This is a genomic window from Embleya sp. NBC_00888 (assembly GCF_045207655.1).
Lineage (GTDB): Bacteria > Actinomycetota > Actinomycetes > Streptomycetales > Streptomycetaceae > Embleya.
In genome coordinates this window covers 4,553,569-4,569,210 of the sequence record NZ_CP108785.1, presented here as the reverse complement: position 1 = coordinate 4,569,210, position 15,642 = coordinate 4,553,569, and the positions used below count along the sequence as shown (strand labels likewise).

General features: G+C 70.8%; 15 protein-coding genes and 1 pseudogene. 6 read left to right on the top strand and 10 right to left on the bottom strand.

Annotated elements, in window-relative coordinates; translation table 11 throughout:
* Positions 1 to 539: 539 nt before the first annotated feature.
* From OG948_RS54250 to OG948_RS54235, 4 genes are all read left to right on the top strand, one after another.
* Positions 540 to 1,109, top strand: a complete 570-nt coding sequence (locus OG948_RS54250; RefSeq protein ID WP_331772472.1) for a hypothetical protein — start codon at positions 540 to 542, stop codon at positions 1,107 to 1,109.
* 594 nt (positions 1,110 to 1,703) lie between these two features.
* A complete protein-coding gene (locus OG948_RS54245) occupies positions 1,704 to 2,447 on the top strand; it encodes a GAF and ANTAR domain-containing protein (RefSeq protein ID WP_331772471.1) in 744 nt (247 codons plus the stop codon).
* Between the two features lie 45 nt (positions 2,448 to 2,492).
* Positions 2,493 to 3,224: an ANTAR domain-containing protein gene (locus OG948_RS54240; protein WP_331772470.1), complete on the top strand. Its 732-nt coding sequence runs from the start codon at positions 2,493 to 2,495 to the stop codon at positions 3,222 to 3,224.
* 88 nt (positions 3,225 to 3,312) lie between these two features.
* Positions 3,313 to 4,626 (top strand): GAF domain-containing SpoIIE family protein phosphatase, encoded by a 1,314-nt coding sequence (locus tag OG948_RS54235; protein WP_331772469.1) that lies wholly within the window; start codon positions 3,313 to 3,315, stop codon positions 4,624 to 4,626.
* 410 nt (positions 4,627 to 5,036) lie between these two features.
* On the opposite strand, the gene OG948_RS54230 is transcribed toward OG948_RS54235, so the two are convergent.
* Positions 5,037 to 5,981: an alpha/beta hydrolase gene (locus OG948_RS54230; RefSeq protein ID WP_406300925.1), complete on the bottom strand. Its 945-nt coding sequence runs from the start codon at positions 5,979 to 5,981 to the stop codon at positions 5,037 to 5,039.
* Positions 5,967 to 6,779 (bottom strand): annotated as a pseudogene (locus tag OG948_RS54225) (ATP-binding cassette domain-containing protein); the annotation flags it as partial. The gene OG948_RS54230 and the pseudogene OG948_RS54225, both read right to left, overlap by 15 nt.
* 135 nt (positions 6,780 to 6,914) lie before the next feature.
* On the opposite strand from OG948_RS54225, the gene OG948_RS54220 reads away from it, so the two are divergent.
* On the top strand, positions 6,915 to 7,055 hold the full coding sequence (locus OG948_RS54220) for a hypothetical protein (RefSeq protein ID WP_331772468.1): 141 nt from the start codon (positions 6,915 to 6,917) through the stop codon (positions 7,053 to 7,055).
* Between the two features lie 10 nt (positions 7,056 to 7,065).
* Here the strand turns inward: OG948_RS54220 and OG948_RS54215 are convergent, their stop codons facing one another.
* Both OG948_RS54215 and OG948_RS54210 read right to left on the bottom strand, forming a co-directional pair.
* Complete coding sequence (locus OG948_RS54215) at positions 7,066 to 7,725, bottom strand: tetratricopeptide repeat protein (RefSeq protein ID WP_331772467.1); 660 nt, start codon at positions 7,723 to 7,725, stop codon at positions 7,066 to 7,068.
* Positions 7,726 to 8,078: 353 nt separating this feature from the next.
* Positions 8,079 to 8,462, bottom strand: a complete 384-nt coding sequence (locus OG948_RS54210; RefSeq protein WP_331772466.1) for a hypothetical protein — start codon at positions 8,460 to 8,462, stop codon at positions 8,079 to 8,081.
* 332 nt (positions 8,463 to 8,794) lie between these two features.
* On the opposite strand from OG948_RS54210, the gene OG948_RS54205 reads away from it, so the two are divergent.
* Positions 8,795 to 9,682 (top strand): hypothetical protein, encoded by an 888-nt coding sequence (locus OG948_RS54205; protein ID WP_331772465.1) that lies wholly within the window; start codon positions 8,795 to 8,797, stop codon positions 9,680 to 9,682.
* A gap of 85 nt (positions 9,683 to 9,767) precedes the next feature.
* On the opposite strand, the gene OG948_RS54200 is transcribed toward OG948_RS54205, so the two are convergent.
* The 6 genes from OG948_RS54200 to OG948_RS54175 form a co-directional block, all read right to left on the bottom strand.
* Positions 9,768 to 10,466, bottom strand: coding sequence for a hypothetical protein (locus OG948_RS54200; protein WP_331772464.1), 699 nt, complete (start codon positions 10,464 to 10,466; stop codon positions 9,768 to 9,770).
* A 23-nt stretch (positions 10,467 to 10,489) separates the two neighbouring features.
* On the bottom strand, positions 10,490 to 12,187 hold the full coding sequence (locus OG948_RS54195; protein ID WP_331772463.1) for a cytochrome bc complex cytochrome b subunit: 1,698 nt from the start codon (positions 12,185 to 12,187) through the stop codon (positions 10,490 to 10,492).
* Between the two features lie 620 nt (positions 12,188 to 12,807).
* Entirely contained in the window at positions 12,808 to 13,995 is a 1,188-nt protein-coding gene (locus tag OG948_RS54190; protein WP_331772462.1) for an FAD-dependent oxidoreductase, read from the bottom strand.
* Positions 13,992 to 14,189: a ferredoxin gene (locus tag OG948_RS54185; RefSeq protein ID WP_331772461.1), complete on the bottom strand. Its 198-nt coding sequence runs from the start codon at positions 14,187 to 14,189 to the stop codon at positions 13,992 to 13,994. The genes OG948_RS54190 and OG948_RS54185 overlap by 4 nt, the downstream gene beginning before the upstream one ends.
* Before the next feature lie 20 nt (positions 14,190 to 14,209).
* Positions 14,210 to 15,124, bottom strand: a complete 915-nt coding sequence (locus tag OG948_RS54180) for a pyridoxamine 5'-phosphate oxidase family protein (protein ID WP_331772460.1) — start codon at positions 15,122 to 15,124, stop codon at positions 14,210 to 14,212.
* Positions 15,125 to 15,182: 58 nt separating this feature from the next.
* Positions 15,183 to 15,638 carry a VOC family protein gene (locus OG948_RS54175; RefSeq protein ID WP_331772459.1) on the bottom strand — a complete coding sequence of 152 codons (456 nt, stop codon included), beginning with the start codon at positions 15,636 to 15,638 and terminating at the stop codon, positions 15,183 to 15,185.
* Positions 15,639 to 15,642 lie beyond the last annotated feature (4 nt).

Sequence of the window (15,642 nt, the reverse complement as noted above, 5' to 3'; positions counted from 1 at the left end):
TCTTCTTGCTACAGGCAGAAGTCGTCGAAGGGCAACGGTCTTTCCCACCCGAGGCCGCTCGGCCTGCCTGGCACCGCGAGGGCTCAGGACGCGTGGCGCAAAAGGCCCTGGCTCCACGACGACGCGCGCCAGGTCCTCCACGACACAGCCGAGCAACTGCCGCCCGACGGACTGCGGCCGATCGTGGAGCGGACACTCCCCCAGGACTTCGCCCGCCCCCTGCACCAACTCCAACTCCGCTGCGCGTTCGGAAGCCGGGTTCGCCTGAGCGTGCATCCCTCGTCACGCCGCCAACGCCGGCACACCGATGGACGTCGCCTTCGAGACCGGACTCGCCCCTTCGCCAACGCGCGGCAACGACGCGCCGGCTACAAAGAGTGGTCGATGGGGTCAAGGCTGTTCGACGCTGTTGCCGCACTCCACGGCTGCGCCGTCGCTCGATACGTGTTGGCATGGAGTGGTAGGGCCACCCGAGCGGGCCCGGTCGTGCCCGGTGGCCGGGTTCTTGACCGGGTCGCTCAGCCGCGAAGGGTACGCACATGACCTCCGACCCCGACTCGGTCGCGGAATCCGGGCAGGAAGCGGTGGTCGTCGCCGCCTTCGACGACCACCGAAGCGCCGAACACATGCCGGCATCGCTCGGCCGGGATTTTCGCAGGAAGGCGCGCAAGGACGGAACGACCGCCTTCGTGATCACGGGCAACACCGACGGGTCGCTGAAGCTGACACGGTCCCGCGTGCTCACGGCCAGTGGTCTCACGCACACCCTGATGGCCGTCTCCCTCGCATGGACGATCGGACTCGTGGGACTGCGCTCGATGTGGAAAGGCGCCAAGGACGAGGTCCACGCCGTCCACGCGCGTCAAGGACACGTCGGAGCGCAGGAGCAGGCCCGCGAGATCCTCGCCGAAGCCGGCCCGCACGCGGCCGTCACGCTGGTTCGTTGCGCGGACCGGGACACGCGGCAGACCGTCGCGGCAGCAGCCGCCGACTGCGCACGACGCAGCTGGGACGGCACGCTCACGGACTTTCTCGCCGCCCTCGATCCCGGAAGCGCCCACGACTGGGTGCGCGCGGCCCTCGGCGAGCCCACCGGCACGAACCGCTGACCTCCGCGCCCCACGTGCGTTCGCGAAGGTTCCGCGCGGGAGCGAACCTCTCCCCGCGGACCCCGGTACCCCCCAATACCCCGGACGACCTGTGCCACGACTGCGCGGGCGCCCCGCGCCCCTGACCACCTCCGTCGGGGGCGTCGTCGTCGCGCAGGACCGGTCGACCGCGCGCCGGCCACACGGTGAATGGTGGCGGTAGACCGGCCCGCAAGCGCACCGACTACACCCTCGTCGACCCCGGCGGGCCCGGACATCCGCCGCCCTGATCGTCGAAGTCGATCGCCACGGACGTGAGTTCGCGAGCGGCTTCGGGCGCTCACGTCGACCGTGACCCACCATCCGGGGTCGGCACGACGTCGCCCGCGCCGGGACCGGGCGAGGGCGTTTCCCGAACCGACCCACGGATCAACACCCGAGCCGGTCGCGGGCCGGTCGCGCGTCGGCAACCTTCGCGTGCGCGCCGGCGAACGCGACCCGACCGCGAAGAGGTGCCGTGGACGCGGGAGGCCATCCGGACGATACTGACCAGTGAATCCATGCCGGGCCGATTCTCTTCAGGTCGACCACGGACCGTGGGGAACCGAGGCTGTGGTGTCCGTTCGACCGCGTGAGGAATCGCTGGCGGCGGCGTTCGTGGATCTCGCGGACACGCTGGTGCGGGATTTCGACGTCATCAACTTTCTGCACACCCTCGCCGAGCACTGCGTCGAACTGCTGGACGTCGCGGCGGCCGGGGTCATGCTGGCCACACCCGAGGGCCGGGTGGTGGAAGCCGCCGCGTCCGACGAACGCACCCGCGGCCTGGAGTTGGCGAGCATCGAGTGGGACGAAGGGCCGTGCCGGGACTGCTGCCACACCGGTGCCCCGGTCTCCGACGTCGCGCTGGACACCCACAGGGCGCGAGAACGATGGCCACGCTTCACCCCGCACGCGCTGGCCATGGGCTTCACCTCCGTGGTCGCCGCCCCGCTGCGCCTACACGAGACCACGATCGGCGCCCTCAACCTCTTCCGAGACCGCTCCGGCCCACTCGATCAGGCGCAACTGCGCCTGGGACAGGCCCTGGCCGACACCGCCACCATCGGCGTGCTGCAACACCGGGCCGCACACGAGCAGATGACCGTGGCCACCCAACTGCAGGCCACCCTGGACAGCCGGATCGTGGTGGAGCAGGCCAACGGCTTCCTCGCCCACCATCGCGGCATCGGGGTCGATCAGGCGTTCCGGCTGCTGCGCGACCACGCCCACGCCCACGGCGTCCGACTCACCGACGTCGCGCGGGCGATCCTGGACGGCACCGCGGATCCGGCCGCCCTGCTCGGTCCCGGTGCCTGACACACCGCCGGGTGGTGCCACCGCCCCCAGGCAGCGGGATCCGCGATGACCTCGGTGCCGCAGCGCGCGATGGCCCGATACCTACTCGGCCAACAGGCCCGAGCGGGCCCCGGCCTGGGCCCGCTCCCCCTGCCCGAGTGCGCCGACTCCCTCGGCCTGGACGGACTGGCCTTCCTCCTCGCCCCCACCGGCCCACCCCCCGAACTCCTGCAATCCTGCGGCACCTTGACCGCGCCGCTGGAGGACCTGCAACTCACCCAGGGCCAAGGACCCAGCACCGACGCGGCCCGCGGCACGCTCTTCCTCGCCGCCGAGCTCTCCACGATCTCGCCGACCCGCTGGCCCGGACTGCTCCCCGCCATCATGGACCTCGGCGTGCACGCGATCTTCGCCTTCCCCCTACGGGTGGGAGTGATCGTCCTGGGCGTACTCACCGGCCACCGCGCCGCGTCCGGCCCGATGAACCCCGGTCAACTCACCGACGCGTTCGTCCTGGCCGGATCCCTGGGCTCGCTCCTGATCGGCGCCGCCGCACACCCCGACGCCCCCACCGCGCTGCTCGCCGAGGGCCAAGGCCTGCACTTCGCCGAGGTCCACCAAGCCACCGGCATGGTCAGCGCACAACTGGGCATCACGCCGGCCCAAGCCCTGGTACGACTGCGCGCGTACTCCTTCGGCCACGACACGCCCCTCTTGGAGACCGCCCGAGCCGTCCTCGACCGCCGACTGCGTTTCCACACCGGGGACGACGACGACACGAGAGCCGGCCGCCCCTGACAACAGCAAGCCCTCCCGACACGCCCGAAACCCCAGAGCCCCGCCGCGCACCTTCGGACCCGACTCGGATCCATCCCAAGAGGACGACATGACGCCCATCGAAACGACCCGAGACCCGACCACCTCGAACATCACCGCGCAACCGTCGGCCGCCGTGTCCGATCCGGAGCGACTCGCGGCGGTGACCGCGGGCGGCCTGCTCGACAGCCTCCCGGAGGAGTTCTTCGACGATCTCGCCCGCCTGGCCCTGACCATCACCGGCGCCCGCGCCGCTTTCCTGACCGTCGCCGACTCCGAGCGCGCGTTCTGGAAGAGCGCGATCGGCATCGACCCCGACGCCGCCGCCCGCGAGAACCGGCTCGCGGACAGCCCCTGCCACCTGTTGATCACCACCCGCGCACCGCTGATCGCCGAGGACGCCCGCTACGCGCCCCGCGTCGACGGCTTCGAGGTCCTGTCCGCCGCGCGGATCGGAGCCTGGGCCGGCTACCCCCTCTTCTCCATCAAAGGGCATGTCCTCGGCGGCTTCTACGTCGTCGACACCCACCCACGCCCCTTCACCACCACCCAACTCCAGGCACTGCAGACCGTGGCCCGCGCGGCGGCCTCCGAGATCGCCCTGCGCCAGGCCCTCACCCGGGAACGCGACGCCGGCCGCGCCTCCGCCACACTCGCCCGAACGCTCCAGGACAACCTCCTGCCACCACGCCTGCCCACCGTGCCGGGCCTGGACGTCGCCGCGATATACCTGGCCGCCGACGTCACCGGCACCGACGTCGTCGGCGACTTCTACGACCTCTTCCACACCCGCGGCAACGACTGGTGCGCAGTCATGGGCGACGTCTGCGGCAAAGGCATCGAAGCCGCCAGGATCACCGCACTGGCCCACTACACGATCCGCACCGAGGCCACCCAACACCCCGCCCCCGCCAAGGTCCTGCGCCGCCTGCACCAAGCCCTGGTCGAGCAACGCACCGACGACCGCTTCCTCAGCGCCGCCCTCGCCCTCCTGCGCCCGGGCCCCGACGGCATCACCGGCCGCCTCTCCAGTGCGGGCCACCCACCCCCGCTCATTCGCCGCGCCGACGGAGGCGTCGAGGAAGTCCACTGCCCCGGCACCCTCGTCGGCGCCTTCATCAACGACGTCCGCCTGACCGAGACCCGCTTCCGACTCGCCCACGGCGACGCGCTACTCCTGTACACCGACGGCATCACCGAAGCCCGCGCCGGACGCGGACACCCCATGTTCGGCGAACAACGCCTCGCCGAAACCCTCGGCGCCACCCGTGGCCTGGACGCCACCGCGACGGTGAACCACCTCTCCCGCACGGTCGCCGACCACGCCCGAGGCCACGCCTCCGACGACACCGCCCTCATGCTCCTCCGAGCCCCACCCAGGTGACGTGAACCGTCCCCCGCGCGGTCCGCACCGCGTCGGACACATCGCGCGGCACCGGAGGTCGACACCATGTCCGACAGGCATGGCCACGCAGGACGGCCGGATCGGGTGCGTGTACTGCGCCACCGCCGACCGCAACGGCCGTGGTGGCGGGTTTCATCGACGACCTGCCCCGCGATGGTCGAGGAACTCGTCACCACGGGAGGAGACTTCGCGCTCAACGAGCCGATGGTGCCATCCGACCACCGACGCCGGGGTGTCGCCACCGAGCTGATCGGCCACCTGCTCACGCGGTGCGACGGGGCGCGGCACAAGGGGACCGCCTTCCTGTTCCGGCACCGCGAACTCCCGTACGTGCTTCGCCGAATCGGACCTCGCACCGCACGTGGCGTGGCGCGGCTCGTGCCGGGTAATCAGGCGGTTGCCTGGTGGTGTTCGCGGAGGAACGCGGCCAACGCCGCGCGGAAGTCGCGGGCTTCGGGCAACAGGGCCGTATAGACGTGTGCGTTGTGGACGAAGCCGTCCCAACGGCGCAGCGTGGTGGGGATTCCGGCCTCGTGCAGACGCCGGGCGTACGCCTCGGCGGCGTCGCGGCCGAGGTCGTACTCGCAGGTCATCACGAGGGCGGGCGGGAGTCCGGCGAGGCTCTGCGCGCGTATGGGGGACACGTAGGGGTCGGCGGGGTCGCCGTGGCCGCCGAGGTAGAACGCGACAGCCTGCCGGACGAGCGACGCGTCCGGGCCGTAGCCGACGCCGTACTCCGCCACCGAGGGATAGTCGAGCGACAGGTCGGTGGCCGGCACCGTGAGTGCCTGGGCGACCGGCATCGAAAGGCCCCGATCGCGCGGGGCCAGGCACGCGGCGGCTGCCAGGTTGCCGCCGGCGCTGCCGCCGCCGATCGACATCCTGGTCGGATCGACGCCCAGCGCCGTCGCGTGCTCGCCCAGCCACACCCATGCCGCGATGCCGTCCTCCAGCGGGACGGGGTACGGGTATTCGGGCGCCAGTCGGTAGTCCACCGAGACCACCACGCAGTCCGCGAGGGTGGCGAGGTTGCCGCATCCGGAGTCGAAGTGCTCGACGGTTCCCAGCCACCAGGCTCCGCCGTGCAGGAACATGTGTGCCGGGCGACCGCCGGCCGGGGCGTCGCCGGGCGGTGTATACGTGCGCACGCGGATGACCCCGGGCTGCGGGTGGCCGACCGGAACCTCGAGGTCGCGGCACACCACGTCGTTCGGCGTGGGCTCGGCGAACCGGCTGCCTTGCGCCATGCCCAGGTGGATGAGCTCGCGCTTCTCCGCGATCGGCAGATCGGCCGACAGCAGGGCGTCCGCGCCGGCCATCGCTTCGAGGGCCAGCAGGCCGGCGAGTTCGACGATGCGGCGGGTGCCGGTGGACAAGTCGCCGATGAACGCGTTCGCGTAGCGGCCGAGTCCCAGGAAGTCGATCAGTTCGCCTGCTTCGGACTTCTTGGCACGTTCGCCCTTGACCGACTTGGGCAGCCACAGCGCGGCGGAGAGCAGGTCGGTCCGGCCGCGTGCCTCCAGGGCGATCTGCACGGTCTCGGCGACGGTGAGCTCGGGGAACAGTGTCGCGGCCTGGAACGTGCGGCCGAAGCCGAGGGCCGCGCGGCGTGCGGGGACCATCCCGGTCACGTCGCGCCCGAGCAGTTCGACGGTACCGGTCGCGGGGACGAATCCGCCGATGGCGTTCATCAGGGTCGACTTGCCGGCCCCGTTGGTGCCGATGAGGCCGACGATCTCGTGTGCGCCGACCTCGATCGACACGCCGTCCACCGCGGTGACACCACCGAACCGCACTCGGATCTCCGCCGTCTTGAGGACGGGGCCGTCCTCGGGCAGCGGCGCGCGCGCCGGGCGGGCGAGTGCCTTCGGCAGCGCCGTGACGGTCTTGGCGGGCGCCGGGCCCAGGCGCTGTTCCGCCCAGGACAACAGGGCGTCCCGGGCGCTGTACCCGATCTGGACCAGGCCGCCCGGGAAGTACAGGAGCAGCAACAGCAGTCCGACGCCGGAGGCCAACAGGGGCACGATCGAGTTGCCGGGGAAGAAGGTGGGCAACCCGATCACCCACAGCGCGCCGAGCACCGGCCCGCTCGTCGAGCCCAGGCCACCGATGACGACGACCGAGACAAGCATTTGGCCCGCAGGGTATTGACCAGGCCACCATCGAAAGTTTCTTTCGAACCTAGTCAGCCGATCGGCTCCTCTGGCGGACGACGGGCTTGGCGCCGCACGTGTGCCGGGGCCGACGTCGGCATCGCCTACCCGGACATGGCGAGCGTCAAAGCGTCCGTCAACATCGACCTGGGCAACTACGAAGCGGCGTGCAGGGCCCTGATCGACCGGATCAACGCCCGGGGCGGAATCAACGGCCGCGAGATCCTCACGGTGTTCGGAAAGGGCCCGGCATAGTCCTCCCCACTCACTGGCCAAGCCGCGCCCGCGCCTCCTCGACCTGAAGCACGATGGCGTGCGCCCCATGAGCCCGCGCGAGCGCATCCGCCTCGGCGAGAATCTGCAACGCGTGGTCACGGCGCCCGTCGGCGGCGGCGATGTAGCCAAGGCCCACCATGTTCGCCGCGACCCCCGCCGGCTGCCCGGCCGCCCGGCGAAGCTCGGACGACCTGGTCAAGTGCTCCCGAGCCGCCTCGAGACGACCGGCGGCATGGTCGGCGATGCCGAGATGGCGAAGCGCCTCGGCCAAGGTCTCCCGGTCCTCGACCTGTATCGCAAGGTCGCGGGCGCGTTCGAGAAGCGGTACGGCCGTGGCGTGGTCGCGTCGGACGACCTGATGGACGACGCCGATCCAGAACAGCGACTCGCCCTCGCCCCGCACCTGGCCCAGGGCCCGGAACAACGCCAACGCGCGTTCGAATGCGGGCAGTTCGGCCGGATCCTCGGTCGCGTCCAGGTCCCGCCTCGCCAGGAACCGAGCGTGCCGGACCCGTCCGCGAGACAGTGCCAACTCGGCCTCCACCGCGTCCAGTTCGCGATCGGCCGTATCGAGCCCGGCGTGGTCACCGGCAAATACGCTGCGTTCATAGCACGCCTTGGCCCGTTCGATCCGACCATCCGTGACCATGGCTCGCTCCTCGTCGTCTCCCCGGTCGGGTCGTCGACCCGACCCGAGATGTGCGTCGAACAGACCTACGACGGCCACCATGGCCACGGGCACGGCCCGGGCCCCGAATACTCGCCCACCCGCCGGGCGCCGGGCGATGTCCGGGGCATCCGAGGCCCCACGGCATGGCTACACCCAGGTCGGCCGCCGGCTTCGGCATCGCGTCGACCACGCCGGGCCGACAGCGGCGGAAGTCGAACGTCCGGGTCGAAATCCGGCCCTGGGCGGGCAGTACGCCCACTCTGCCGTCACTTGACCACCGATCCTGGCCGCACCAGCGAAAGCCGGTGCGGCCGCCTCGCATACGCAGCCTGCTACACCCAGGCCGTTGCGGTCCCTGAGCAGCTGGCATTCCCGTGGTAACGCTCCACCGAGCAGACGGAGAGAGTGATCTTGTCACCGGACTGCCACGTCGAAGGTATCGGGACGTTCTTCCGGTTGTTGTGGCTCGGCGATCCATCGTGGGTGTAGACCCTGGGGTCACTCCGCGTCACGTTCGTGACCCGCAGCCGCACATAGTCGTTGTCGATCTCGGAGTTGTCCCACATCGACAACGTGTCTGTCGAACTTTCATAGCGGCCCCCGGCCAGATTGCCCGGGCTCTGCACATTCGTGGCCACCGCCTGCGCCGGTGACACGGAGACCATCGTGAAGACGGCGGCCGCAGCCATGACGCCCATCGCGTAGAACTTCCGCACGTTGCTTCCTCTCGTCGGAACCACGGACGCTGCACATCCTCACGACACAACCCCGGCGTTCACCAGGGGAATTGCTGTTCGGGACATGTCCCGAACAGCCCACCGCGCGGATCCCGAGCCAGGGGTGGACGCCGCCGGCCAGGTGATCGCATGGCCCGTGTCCGCGTTCACGCGGTCGGGGCGGGTGCCGCGCGTCGCCCCGGCCCGACGCGTGGCACCCGAGTCGACTCACCCCTGGAGACGGCACGAATCCGCCCCGTGGACGGCCGCATCCCTCAGCCGCCCGAAAATTCGGGTGGTCGGCAGTCAGTGGTTCCGTCCATCCTGTCCGGATGGGAGACAGAGCCAACGTCATCGTGGTCCGCGAGAACGGCACGCACGAGCTGCACCGGACCGGCTGGGCCGTCGGGATCGACCTCGACCTGCTGGACGGGCCGGCTGCCGTGCTCGCCATGCTCCCCGAACTCCGCCGGGACGAATGGTGGTTGGACGACACCATGGCCCAGGGCGGGGTACTGCTCGGCCTCGGCCGGAAGGTGCTGCTGTTCTTCGCCTGGGACGGACCGAGCACCGAACTCCGGCATCGCGCGGCCACCTTCGAGCTGGTCCGGGCGACGTGGCAGGGCTGGGAGGTCCGTTGGCTGTACGACGGCCCGGCCGAACTGCGCGGGTACGTCGGGCTGGATCCGGAGTACGTCCGCTGCCGCGAATCCGCCCTCTCCGTGGCCCCGTTCCTCGCCCCCGAGGACGAGGACCTGGCCTGGCCGGACCCGGGCGATGTGGTGGTCACGGTCGGCACCGACCACTGCCACGTCGCCTCCGGCGTCTTCGACCACCCCGTCCGCGAGGGCACTTCCCTGTTCGACCGCCTGGCGGACGCTCCCGAGCACGGAGTGTGTCACCTGCACGTGAGCTCCGGCATCCACCTGGACCCGGAACGCCGCCGCATGGGCTGGTGGTCCCTCTCCTCCTGCCCGCAGGCATACGAGGTACCGAAGCTGTGGCCGGGCTGGTCGGTGGAGTTCTGGCAGGACGACTGGGCACGGCACGTCCGGGCCTGCGGCGGCCGCTTCTCCCCCGCACCGTTCGACGCCGGGGAGGAGGCCAGGGCCACGGTGCTCGCCGAGGCCGAGGAACGCCGGACCCAGCGGGCCCGTCACCGCGCCCCGGTCGCTCACCTGCGGAGCACAGATGATCTCGGAGGCGAGGCGACCTTCTGATCCCGATCACCGCCGGCCCTCGCCCCCGCACCCGCCACGAACTCCGCCCCCGCCCGCAGGCCCCGAACCCGCCGCGAGTCCGCGCCTACAACATGCTCCCGTCGGACACATCGGACAACGCGTAACGAAGTCCTGCCCGGCGAGTGCGGCGCCTGTGACGGTCTCCGATCCACCGGTGAGCCAGCCGGACGACGGGAGGGAACAACGCGCGGATTGCCTGCTGTCGGTCGGGGGGCATGTCGTCGATGAGCCAGGCGCACAGCGCCACTCCGCTGGTGACTCCGAGGGGGTGGCGTTGGGCGGCGTCCAGGTCCGCCCACTCGCCTGCGGTGATGACGTTCGCGGCGAGCGGCAGGACGACTGCCTGCTCATAGTCGAGGTATCCCGTCAGTGCGGTATCCAGGTCGGCCATGTATTCGGCCGTGCGGCTCGCCGGCCCACGACCGGTCAGGCAGTCGTCGACGGTCGCCGCGAGCAGGGTGATGCGGCGACGCCGGCGCTGCATTTCGGCGGCAACGAACTCGTGGTGGGGGCCGGGAAGGTGCCGCCTGCGAAGAACAGGCCAGAGCACGGCGGCATCGGCGTCGAGAGTGGTGGTCAGGTGGCGCCGGAACCGGCTCCAGCCCGGCGAGGCCACCGGAAGGCACGTGAGCGACCGGATGACGAGACGGTGCAGGTCTCGGCGCAGGGCGTCGTGCACGGCCCGGATCAGCAGCAGGTCGGTGCTCGGACGGTGGGCGGGGGCATCGTCGCCTGGATGGGCGAGCTGTGGTGTCGGGCGCACGCGGGTTTCTCCCGGTTCCGGGGTCACCGGTCGGCCCCAGACCTGTGCTCGGTGGAAATCTCTCCGTGGCCGTGTGGCGCGGTGGCTCCGGCCAAACCCTGCGCGGCCGATGGTTTGCGGATCTGATCCGCGAAGTACCAGTGGGACAGGCGCGCGCGCAGCCGCCGGGTCGGTTTCGCCCGGCGGATCACGCCGTTCTCGTCCGCGGGCGGATCGAGTTCGATGGGATCGTACTGTTCGTGGGCGGTGAGGACGTGTCGCGCTGCGGCGTCCAGCGGCTCGTGGATCTCGATGTACTCGCCGTGCGGGAGCTTCTTGATGACACCGGTCTCGCGTCCGTGCAGAACCTTGTCGCGGTCGCGGCGTTGCAGGCCCTTGCACCAGCGAACGGTGACGTTGTACGTGAGCACCGGCGCGACGAGGAAGGCGACCCGTCCCGTCCAGGTGATCGTGTTGATCGACAGATGGAAGTGGGTGGCGATGATGTCGTTGCTGCCGCACACCCACAGCACGCCGTAGGCGGCGATCCAGGCGGCGCCGAGCCCGGTACGGACCGGCATGTTCCGCGGCCGATCCAGCAGATGGTGTTCACGCTTGTCCCCGGTGATCCACGCTTCGATCCACGGGTACGCGCCCAGGAGAACGAAAAGCACGCCGGGGACGATGACGGCGGGAACCAGGATATTGAAGCTGATCGTGTGGCCCCACGCGGTCCATTCCCAGTTCGGCATGATGCGCAGGGCTCCCTCGAGGAACCCGATGTACCAGTCGGGTTGGGATCCCGCGGTGATCTGCCCCGGGTTGTACGGCCCGTACGACCAGATGGGGTTGATCTGGACCAGGCCACCGAGCAGCGCCATGACGCCGAAGACGAGGAAGAAGAAGCCGCCCGCCTTGGCGGCGTAGACCGGCATGAACGGCTGGCCCACGACGTTGCCTTCGGTACGCCCGGGGCCGGGGAACTGCGTGTGCTTGTGGTAGAAGACCAGGATGAGGTGGATGGTCACCAACGCCACCATGAGGGCGGGCACCAGCAGCACGTGCAGCGTGAACAGCCGTGGGATGGCGTCGTCGCCGGGGAACTCACCGCCGAAGAGGAAGAACTGCAGGTAGGTGCCGACCACGGGGATCGCCAGGACGACGCCGTCCGCGACGCGCAGTCCCGTACCGGAGAGCAGATCGTCCGGCAGCGAGTAGCCGGCGAAGCCGTTGAGCATCGCCAGCACCAGCAGAAGGAAGCCGAACAGCCAGTTGACGTCGCGCGGTTTACGGAACGAACCGGTGAAGAAGTGCCGGAACATGTGCACGAACAACGCCGCGATGAAGACCAGCGCGGCCCAGTGATGGATCTGACGGATCATCAGGCCGCCGCGGACGTCGAAGCTGATGTCCAGGGTCGAGGCGTACGCCTGCGACATGTGCACGCCCTGCAACGGCACGTAGGAGCCGTCGTAGACGACCTCCTGCGCGCTCGGCTGGAAGAAGAGCGTCAGGAACACGCCGGACAACAGCAACGTGATGAAGCTGTAGAGCGCGACCTCCCCCAGCATGAAGGACCAGTGGTCCGGGAAGACTTTTCGGATGTACTTGCCGCCGCCGCGGTACAGACCCAGTCTCGCGTCGAGGGCATCGGCGGCGCGTACGGCCCTGTTGTCCGGAATGGAACTGTGGGCGGCTTCGCCGTTCTTGCCGACCGTGATCGTCGATTTTTCGGCACTCATGCGAGGTCTACCTTTCCCGTCTCCCGCGCTCTCGGGACATGACGTCGTCCTCACTCGTGTGTCGCGCGCGATGTGGATCCTTCGCCCGCGCCTTGCTGCCCTTGAGACACCGCCGTTCCGGTGCCTGTGACAGCGCCGCCGTGTGACGTGCGCCACCGATCGTGGATTCGGAGGCGTGCGGCGCGCGCCCGCAGCGCAGAAGGGAGGCGGGGTGGGCCGTCGTCGATGCGTACCAGGTGTCCGTAACCCAGGTCTTGCCGGCGCCCGAGCGGCCTCACGAGTGGACGCCGCGCTCCGCGACACGACGACGGCGGTCGACGACGGCTGCGGGGGCATAGGGGCTTGTCCGCGCTGACGCCACCCCGGCGTTCGCGGCCGCCAAGCCGTCCGCGCCGCAGGATCAGCCATTACCGGTCGGCGTCGGCGACGTGCTCATGGAGAGGCTTCAAGCCCTCGCGGAGAGCGCGAACGGCGCGAGCCTCTCCCCCGGCCGTCTCCCGGAGCAACCCTTCCCCGCGCTCACACCGGCCGGCCCACCGGGCTCGGCGCGACACCGGCGCAACAGGAGCGTGGCGGTATGCCTGTGCCGAGAGCGCCGGCCGGCCGGGAGGGGCTCGTGCTCAGGCTGCCTGGAGCAGTTCTTCGGTCAGGATGCGGCGGTACGCGGCGAGTCGGCCGGGGCGGCCCACCGTCACCGCGCCGACGAGGCGCCCCGCGCGGTGGTACGTGACCTCCAGCCTGCGGCCGAGGAGGTCGTACCGGGTGACTCGGTGCTCGTCGGCGTAAGCCGGCAGGCCGACGGCGCGCAGCGTGGACCCGTGCAGGTCGGACCAGAAGGACGGCACCGCGGTGAACGGCCGGGCCTCGTCGCGGTGGAACAGGGTGCGCGCGGCGGCCGCGGCTTGTTCGGCGGCGTTGCTCCAGTGGCCGAGCGCGATCGACGCGCCGTCGGCGAGCGGGTGCGGCCACATGGCGACATCGCCCGCCGCGACCACGTTCGGCAGCGGCGCACCGTTTTCGTGCAGCACCCGCAGGCACGGATCGCACGCCACGCCCCCGGCCACCAGCAGGCCCGATCCGGAAAGCCATCCGGTGTTGGGATCGGCGCCCAGGGCGAGGACGGCGAGGTCGGCGTCGATGGTGTCGCCGCCCGAGAGGACGACCTGGCTCAGGGCGGGATTCCCGGTGAAGCCCAGCGCGGTCCGATGGGTGACCAGGGCGATTCCGGCGCCTCGGTGCAGCTCGGCGACGTAGGCGCCGACCCGCTCCCCCACCAGGCGGGCCAACGGCTGGGCGGTCGACACCACCAGGGTGACGTCGAGCCCGCGGCTACGGGCGGCCACCGCGAGCTCGCTGCCCAGGAAGCCGCCGCCGACCACGGTGATCCGCCGGCCCGCACGCAGTTCGGTCCGCAGTGCCGCCGCGTCGTCGCGCCCGCGCAGGGTGCGGACCCCGTCGGGGACGTGGCCGGCCGGATGGGTCCGAGCGGCGGCGCCGGTGGCGATGACCAGTCCGTCGTAGTCGAGTTCGCGGCCGTCGGCCAGTCGGACCGTGCGGCTCGCCGGATCGAGGGCCTCGGCCGGGGTGCCGAGCAGCCAGGTCGCGTCGAGGTCGGGCGGGATCGGCAGGTCGCCGTCCTCGGGCCGTGCCGCATCCGTCAGCTGACGCTTGGACAACGGCGGTCGGTCGTACGGGAGATGGGGCTCGGCGCCGACAAGGGTCAGGGTGCCGCGAAACCCTTCGGCGCGCAGCGCCTGTGCGGCGCGCAGGCCCGCCAGTGACGCGCCCACGATCACGATGCGCCTCATGCGCTGTCCTCGGCGATGGTGATGGCGCGGACCGGGCACATCGAGGCGGCTGTGCGTACGTGCTCGGCCAGGGCGGCGGGGGGTTCCGCGTCGTGGACGAGGTAGTCGTCGTCGTCGAAGGCGAACACGTCCGGTGCGGCGAAGACGCATTGGCCATGGCTCTCGCACACCGTCATGTCCACGGTGATACGCATGGGCGAACTCCCTTACAGGGTCAGGCGACAGGAGGGTTGAAACGCGAGTACTCCGGGGCGCTCCAGCGCAACCGCACGGCGTCGGCGATCTCGACCACGTCGTGCACGGTGAACTCCACGAGGCGCTGGGCGCCCGGGACGGCGGCGATCTCGTCCGTGTCCCAGACGGTGCGCGCCGTACCGGACAGGTGCAGCGACGAACCGTTGTCCCAGCCGGGGACGAACAGGCCGGCGGCCGGATGGTATTCGAGGTTGCCGAGCGTGAGGAACATGGCGTTGCCGAGGTAGTCGGGCCAGCGCAGCAGGGTCGGCGAGAGTACTTGGACGAAGCCCGGATTTCCGCCGCGGTGCGAGGCGTCCGCGTTGCCGGACCCGTCGGTCGTGGCGACGAAGAAGGTGTCGGTGGCGCGGACGATGTCCTGCTGCGCGGTGGTGAGCGCGGTGCCCCGGCGGACCGCACGCGAGCGTGTCGCGCCGCCGGGGGTGTCGACGACTCGGGCGTCGCGCCTTTGGATGTATTTGGGGCAGTTGGCGATGACCTGGTCCAAGTCGACCCGCAGCCCGCCGTCCACCGGGGTGGAGTGCCCGTTGACCCGCATGCGGCGGCGGGTCGCGGGCTCGATGGCGATCATGCCGACCCGGGCCGGGCCGGAGAGCAGTTCGGCCAGCGGGTCCTCGGGGATCGGCAGCGCGTCGACGACCAGGGTGCCCGGGTGGGGAACCCGCAGGAATCCCGGGGCGCCGGTCAGTTGCGTAGCCCAGACGCGGCCCTCGCGGTCCGTGCCGCCGACGATGATCACGGGTTGGTCGGCGAGGAACGCCGCGGCGACCGGTGGGATCGTGTCGCCGATTCCGGCCAGCGCGTGTGATGCCTGACGGGTCAGGCCGGCGCGCTCTTGGACGGCGATCTCCCCGGGTTCGTAGTGGGTTGCCACGGCGTTCCTCCCGAATCGGTGTTGCGGTTGGCTGTTGCGGCGCGACCGCCGCGCGGGTTTAGAAGAAGCCGCAGGTGGGCGCACCCTCGGTGGGCGCGTCGGCCGGGTCGGCGCCGGTCGGGGCGTAGATCTCCAGACGAATGCCGTCCGGGTCGGTGAAGAAGATGCCGCCCGACGTGCCGTTCTCGCCGTGCGGTACCACGCCGTCGTACGCGAACCGCGCGTCGAGGCCGCGCAGGATCTGCTCGACGGCCTTCACCTCGTCGATGGTCTCGACCTGGAACGACAGGTGATGCAGGCCGGCCCGGTCGGCCGGGAACGCCCCCTCGCTCTGCTGCCACAGGGTGACCAGCAGCTTCCCGTCGCGGGCCAGGAAGGCGAACCGGCGGTCGGCCTCCTTGCCCTCGGCCGCGACGTCGAACCCGAACACGGCTTTGTAGAACGACACGGAACGGTCGAGGTCGGTGACGTTGAGGCCGACGTGGCCGGTCTGCAGTGCCTTGATGGTGCTCATCTCG

Coding starts and splice junctions, on each gene's coding strand:
- OG948_RS54240 (WP_331772470.1), top strand. CDS start 2,493: ATGACCTCGGTGCCGCAGCGCGCGATGGCCCGATACCTACTCGGCCAA.
- OG948_RS54205 (WP_331772465.1), top strand. CDS start 8,795: ATGGGAGACAGAGCCAACGTCATCGTGGTCCGCGAGAACGGCACGCAC.
- OG948_RS54195 (WP_331772463.1), bottom strand. CDS start 12,187: ATGAGTGCCGAAAAATCGACGATCACGGTCGGCAAGAACGGCGAAGCC.
- OG948_RS54190 (WP_331772462.1), bottom strand. CDS start 13,995: ATGAGGCGCATCGTGATCGTGGGCGCGTCACTGGCGGGCCTGCGCGCC.
- OG948_RS54175 (WP_331772459.1), bottom strand. CDS start 15,638: ATGAGCACCATCAAGGCACTGCAGACCGGCCACGTCGGCCTCAACGTC.
- OG948_RS54235 (WP_331772469.1), top strand. CDS start 3,313: ATGACGCCCATCGAAACGACCCGAGACCCGACCACCTCGAACATCACC.
- OG948_RS54250 (WP_331772472.1), top strand. CDS start 540: ATGACCTCCGACCCCGACTCGGTCGCGGAATCCGGGCAGGAAGCGGTG.
- OG948_RS54185 (WP_331772461.1), bottom strand. CDS start 14,189: ATGCGTATCACCGTGGACATGACGGTGTGCGAGAGCCATGGCCAATGC.
- OG948_RS54220 (WP_331772468.1), top strand. CDS start 6,915: ATGGCGAGCGTCAAAGCGTCCGTCAACATCGACCTGGGCAACTACGAA.
- OG948_RS54215 (WP_331772467.1), bottom strand. CDS start 7,725: ATGGTCACGGATGGTCGGATCGAACGGGCCAAGGCGTGCTATGAACGC.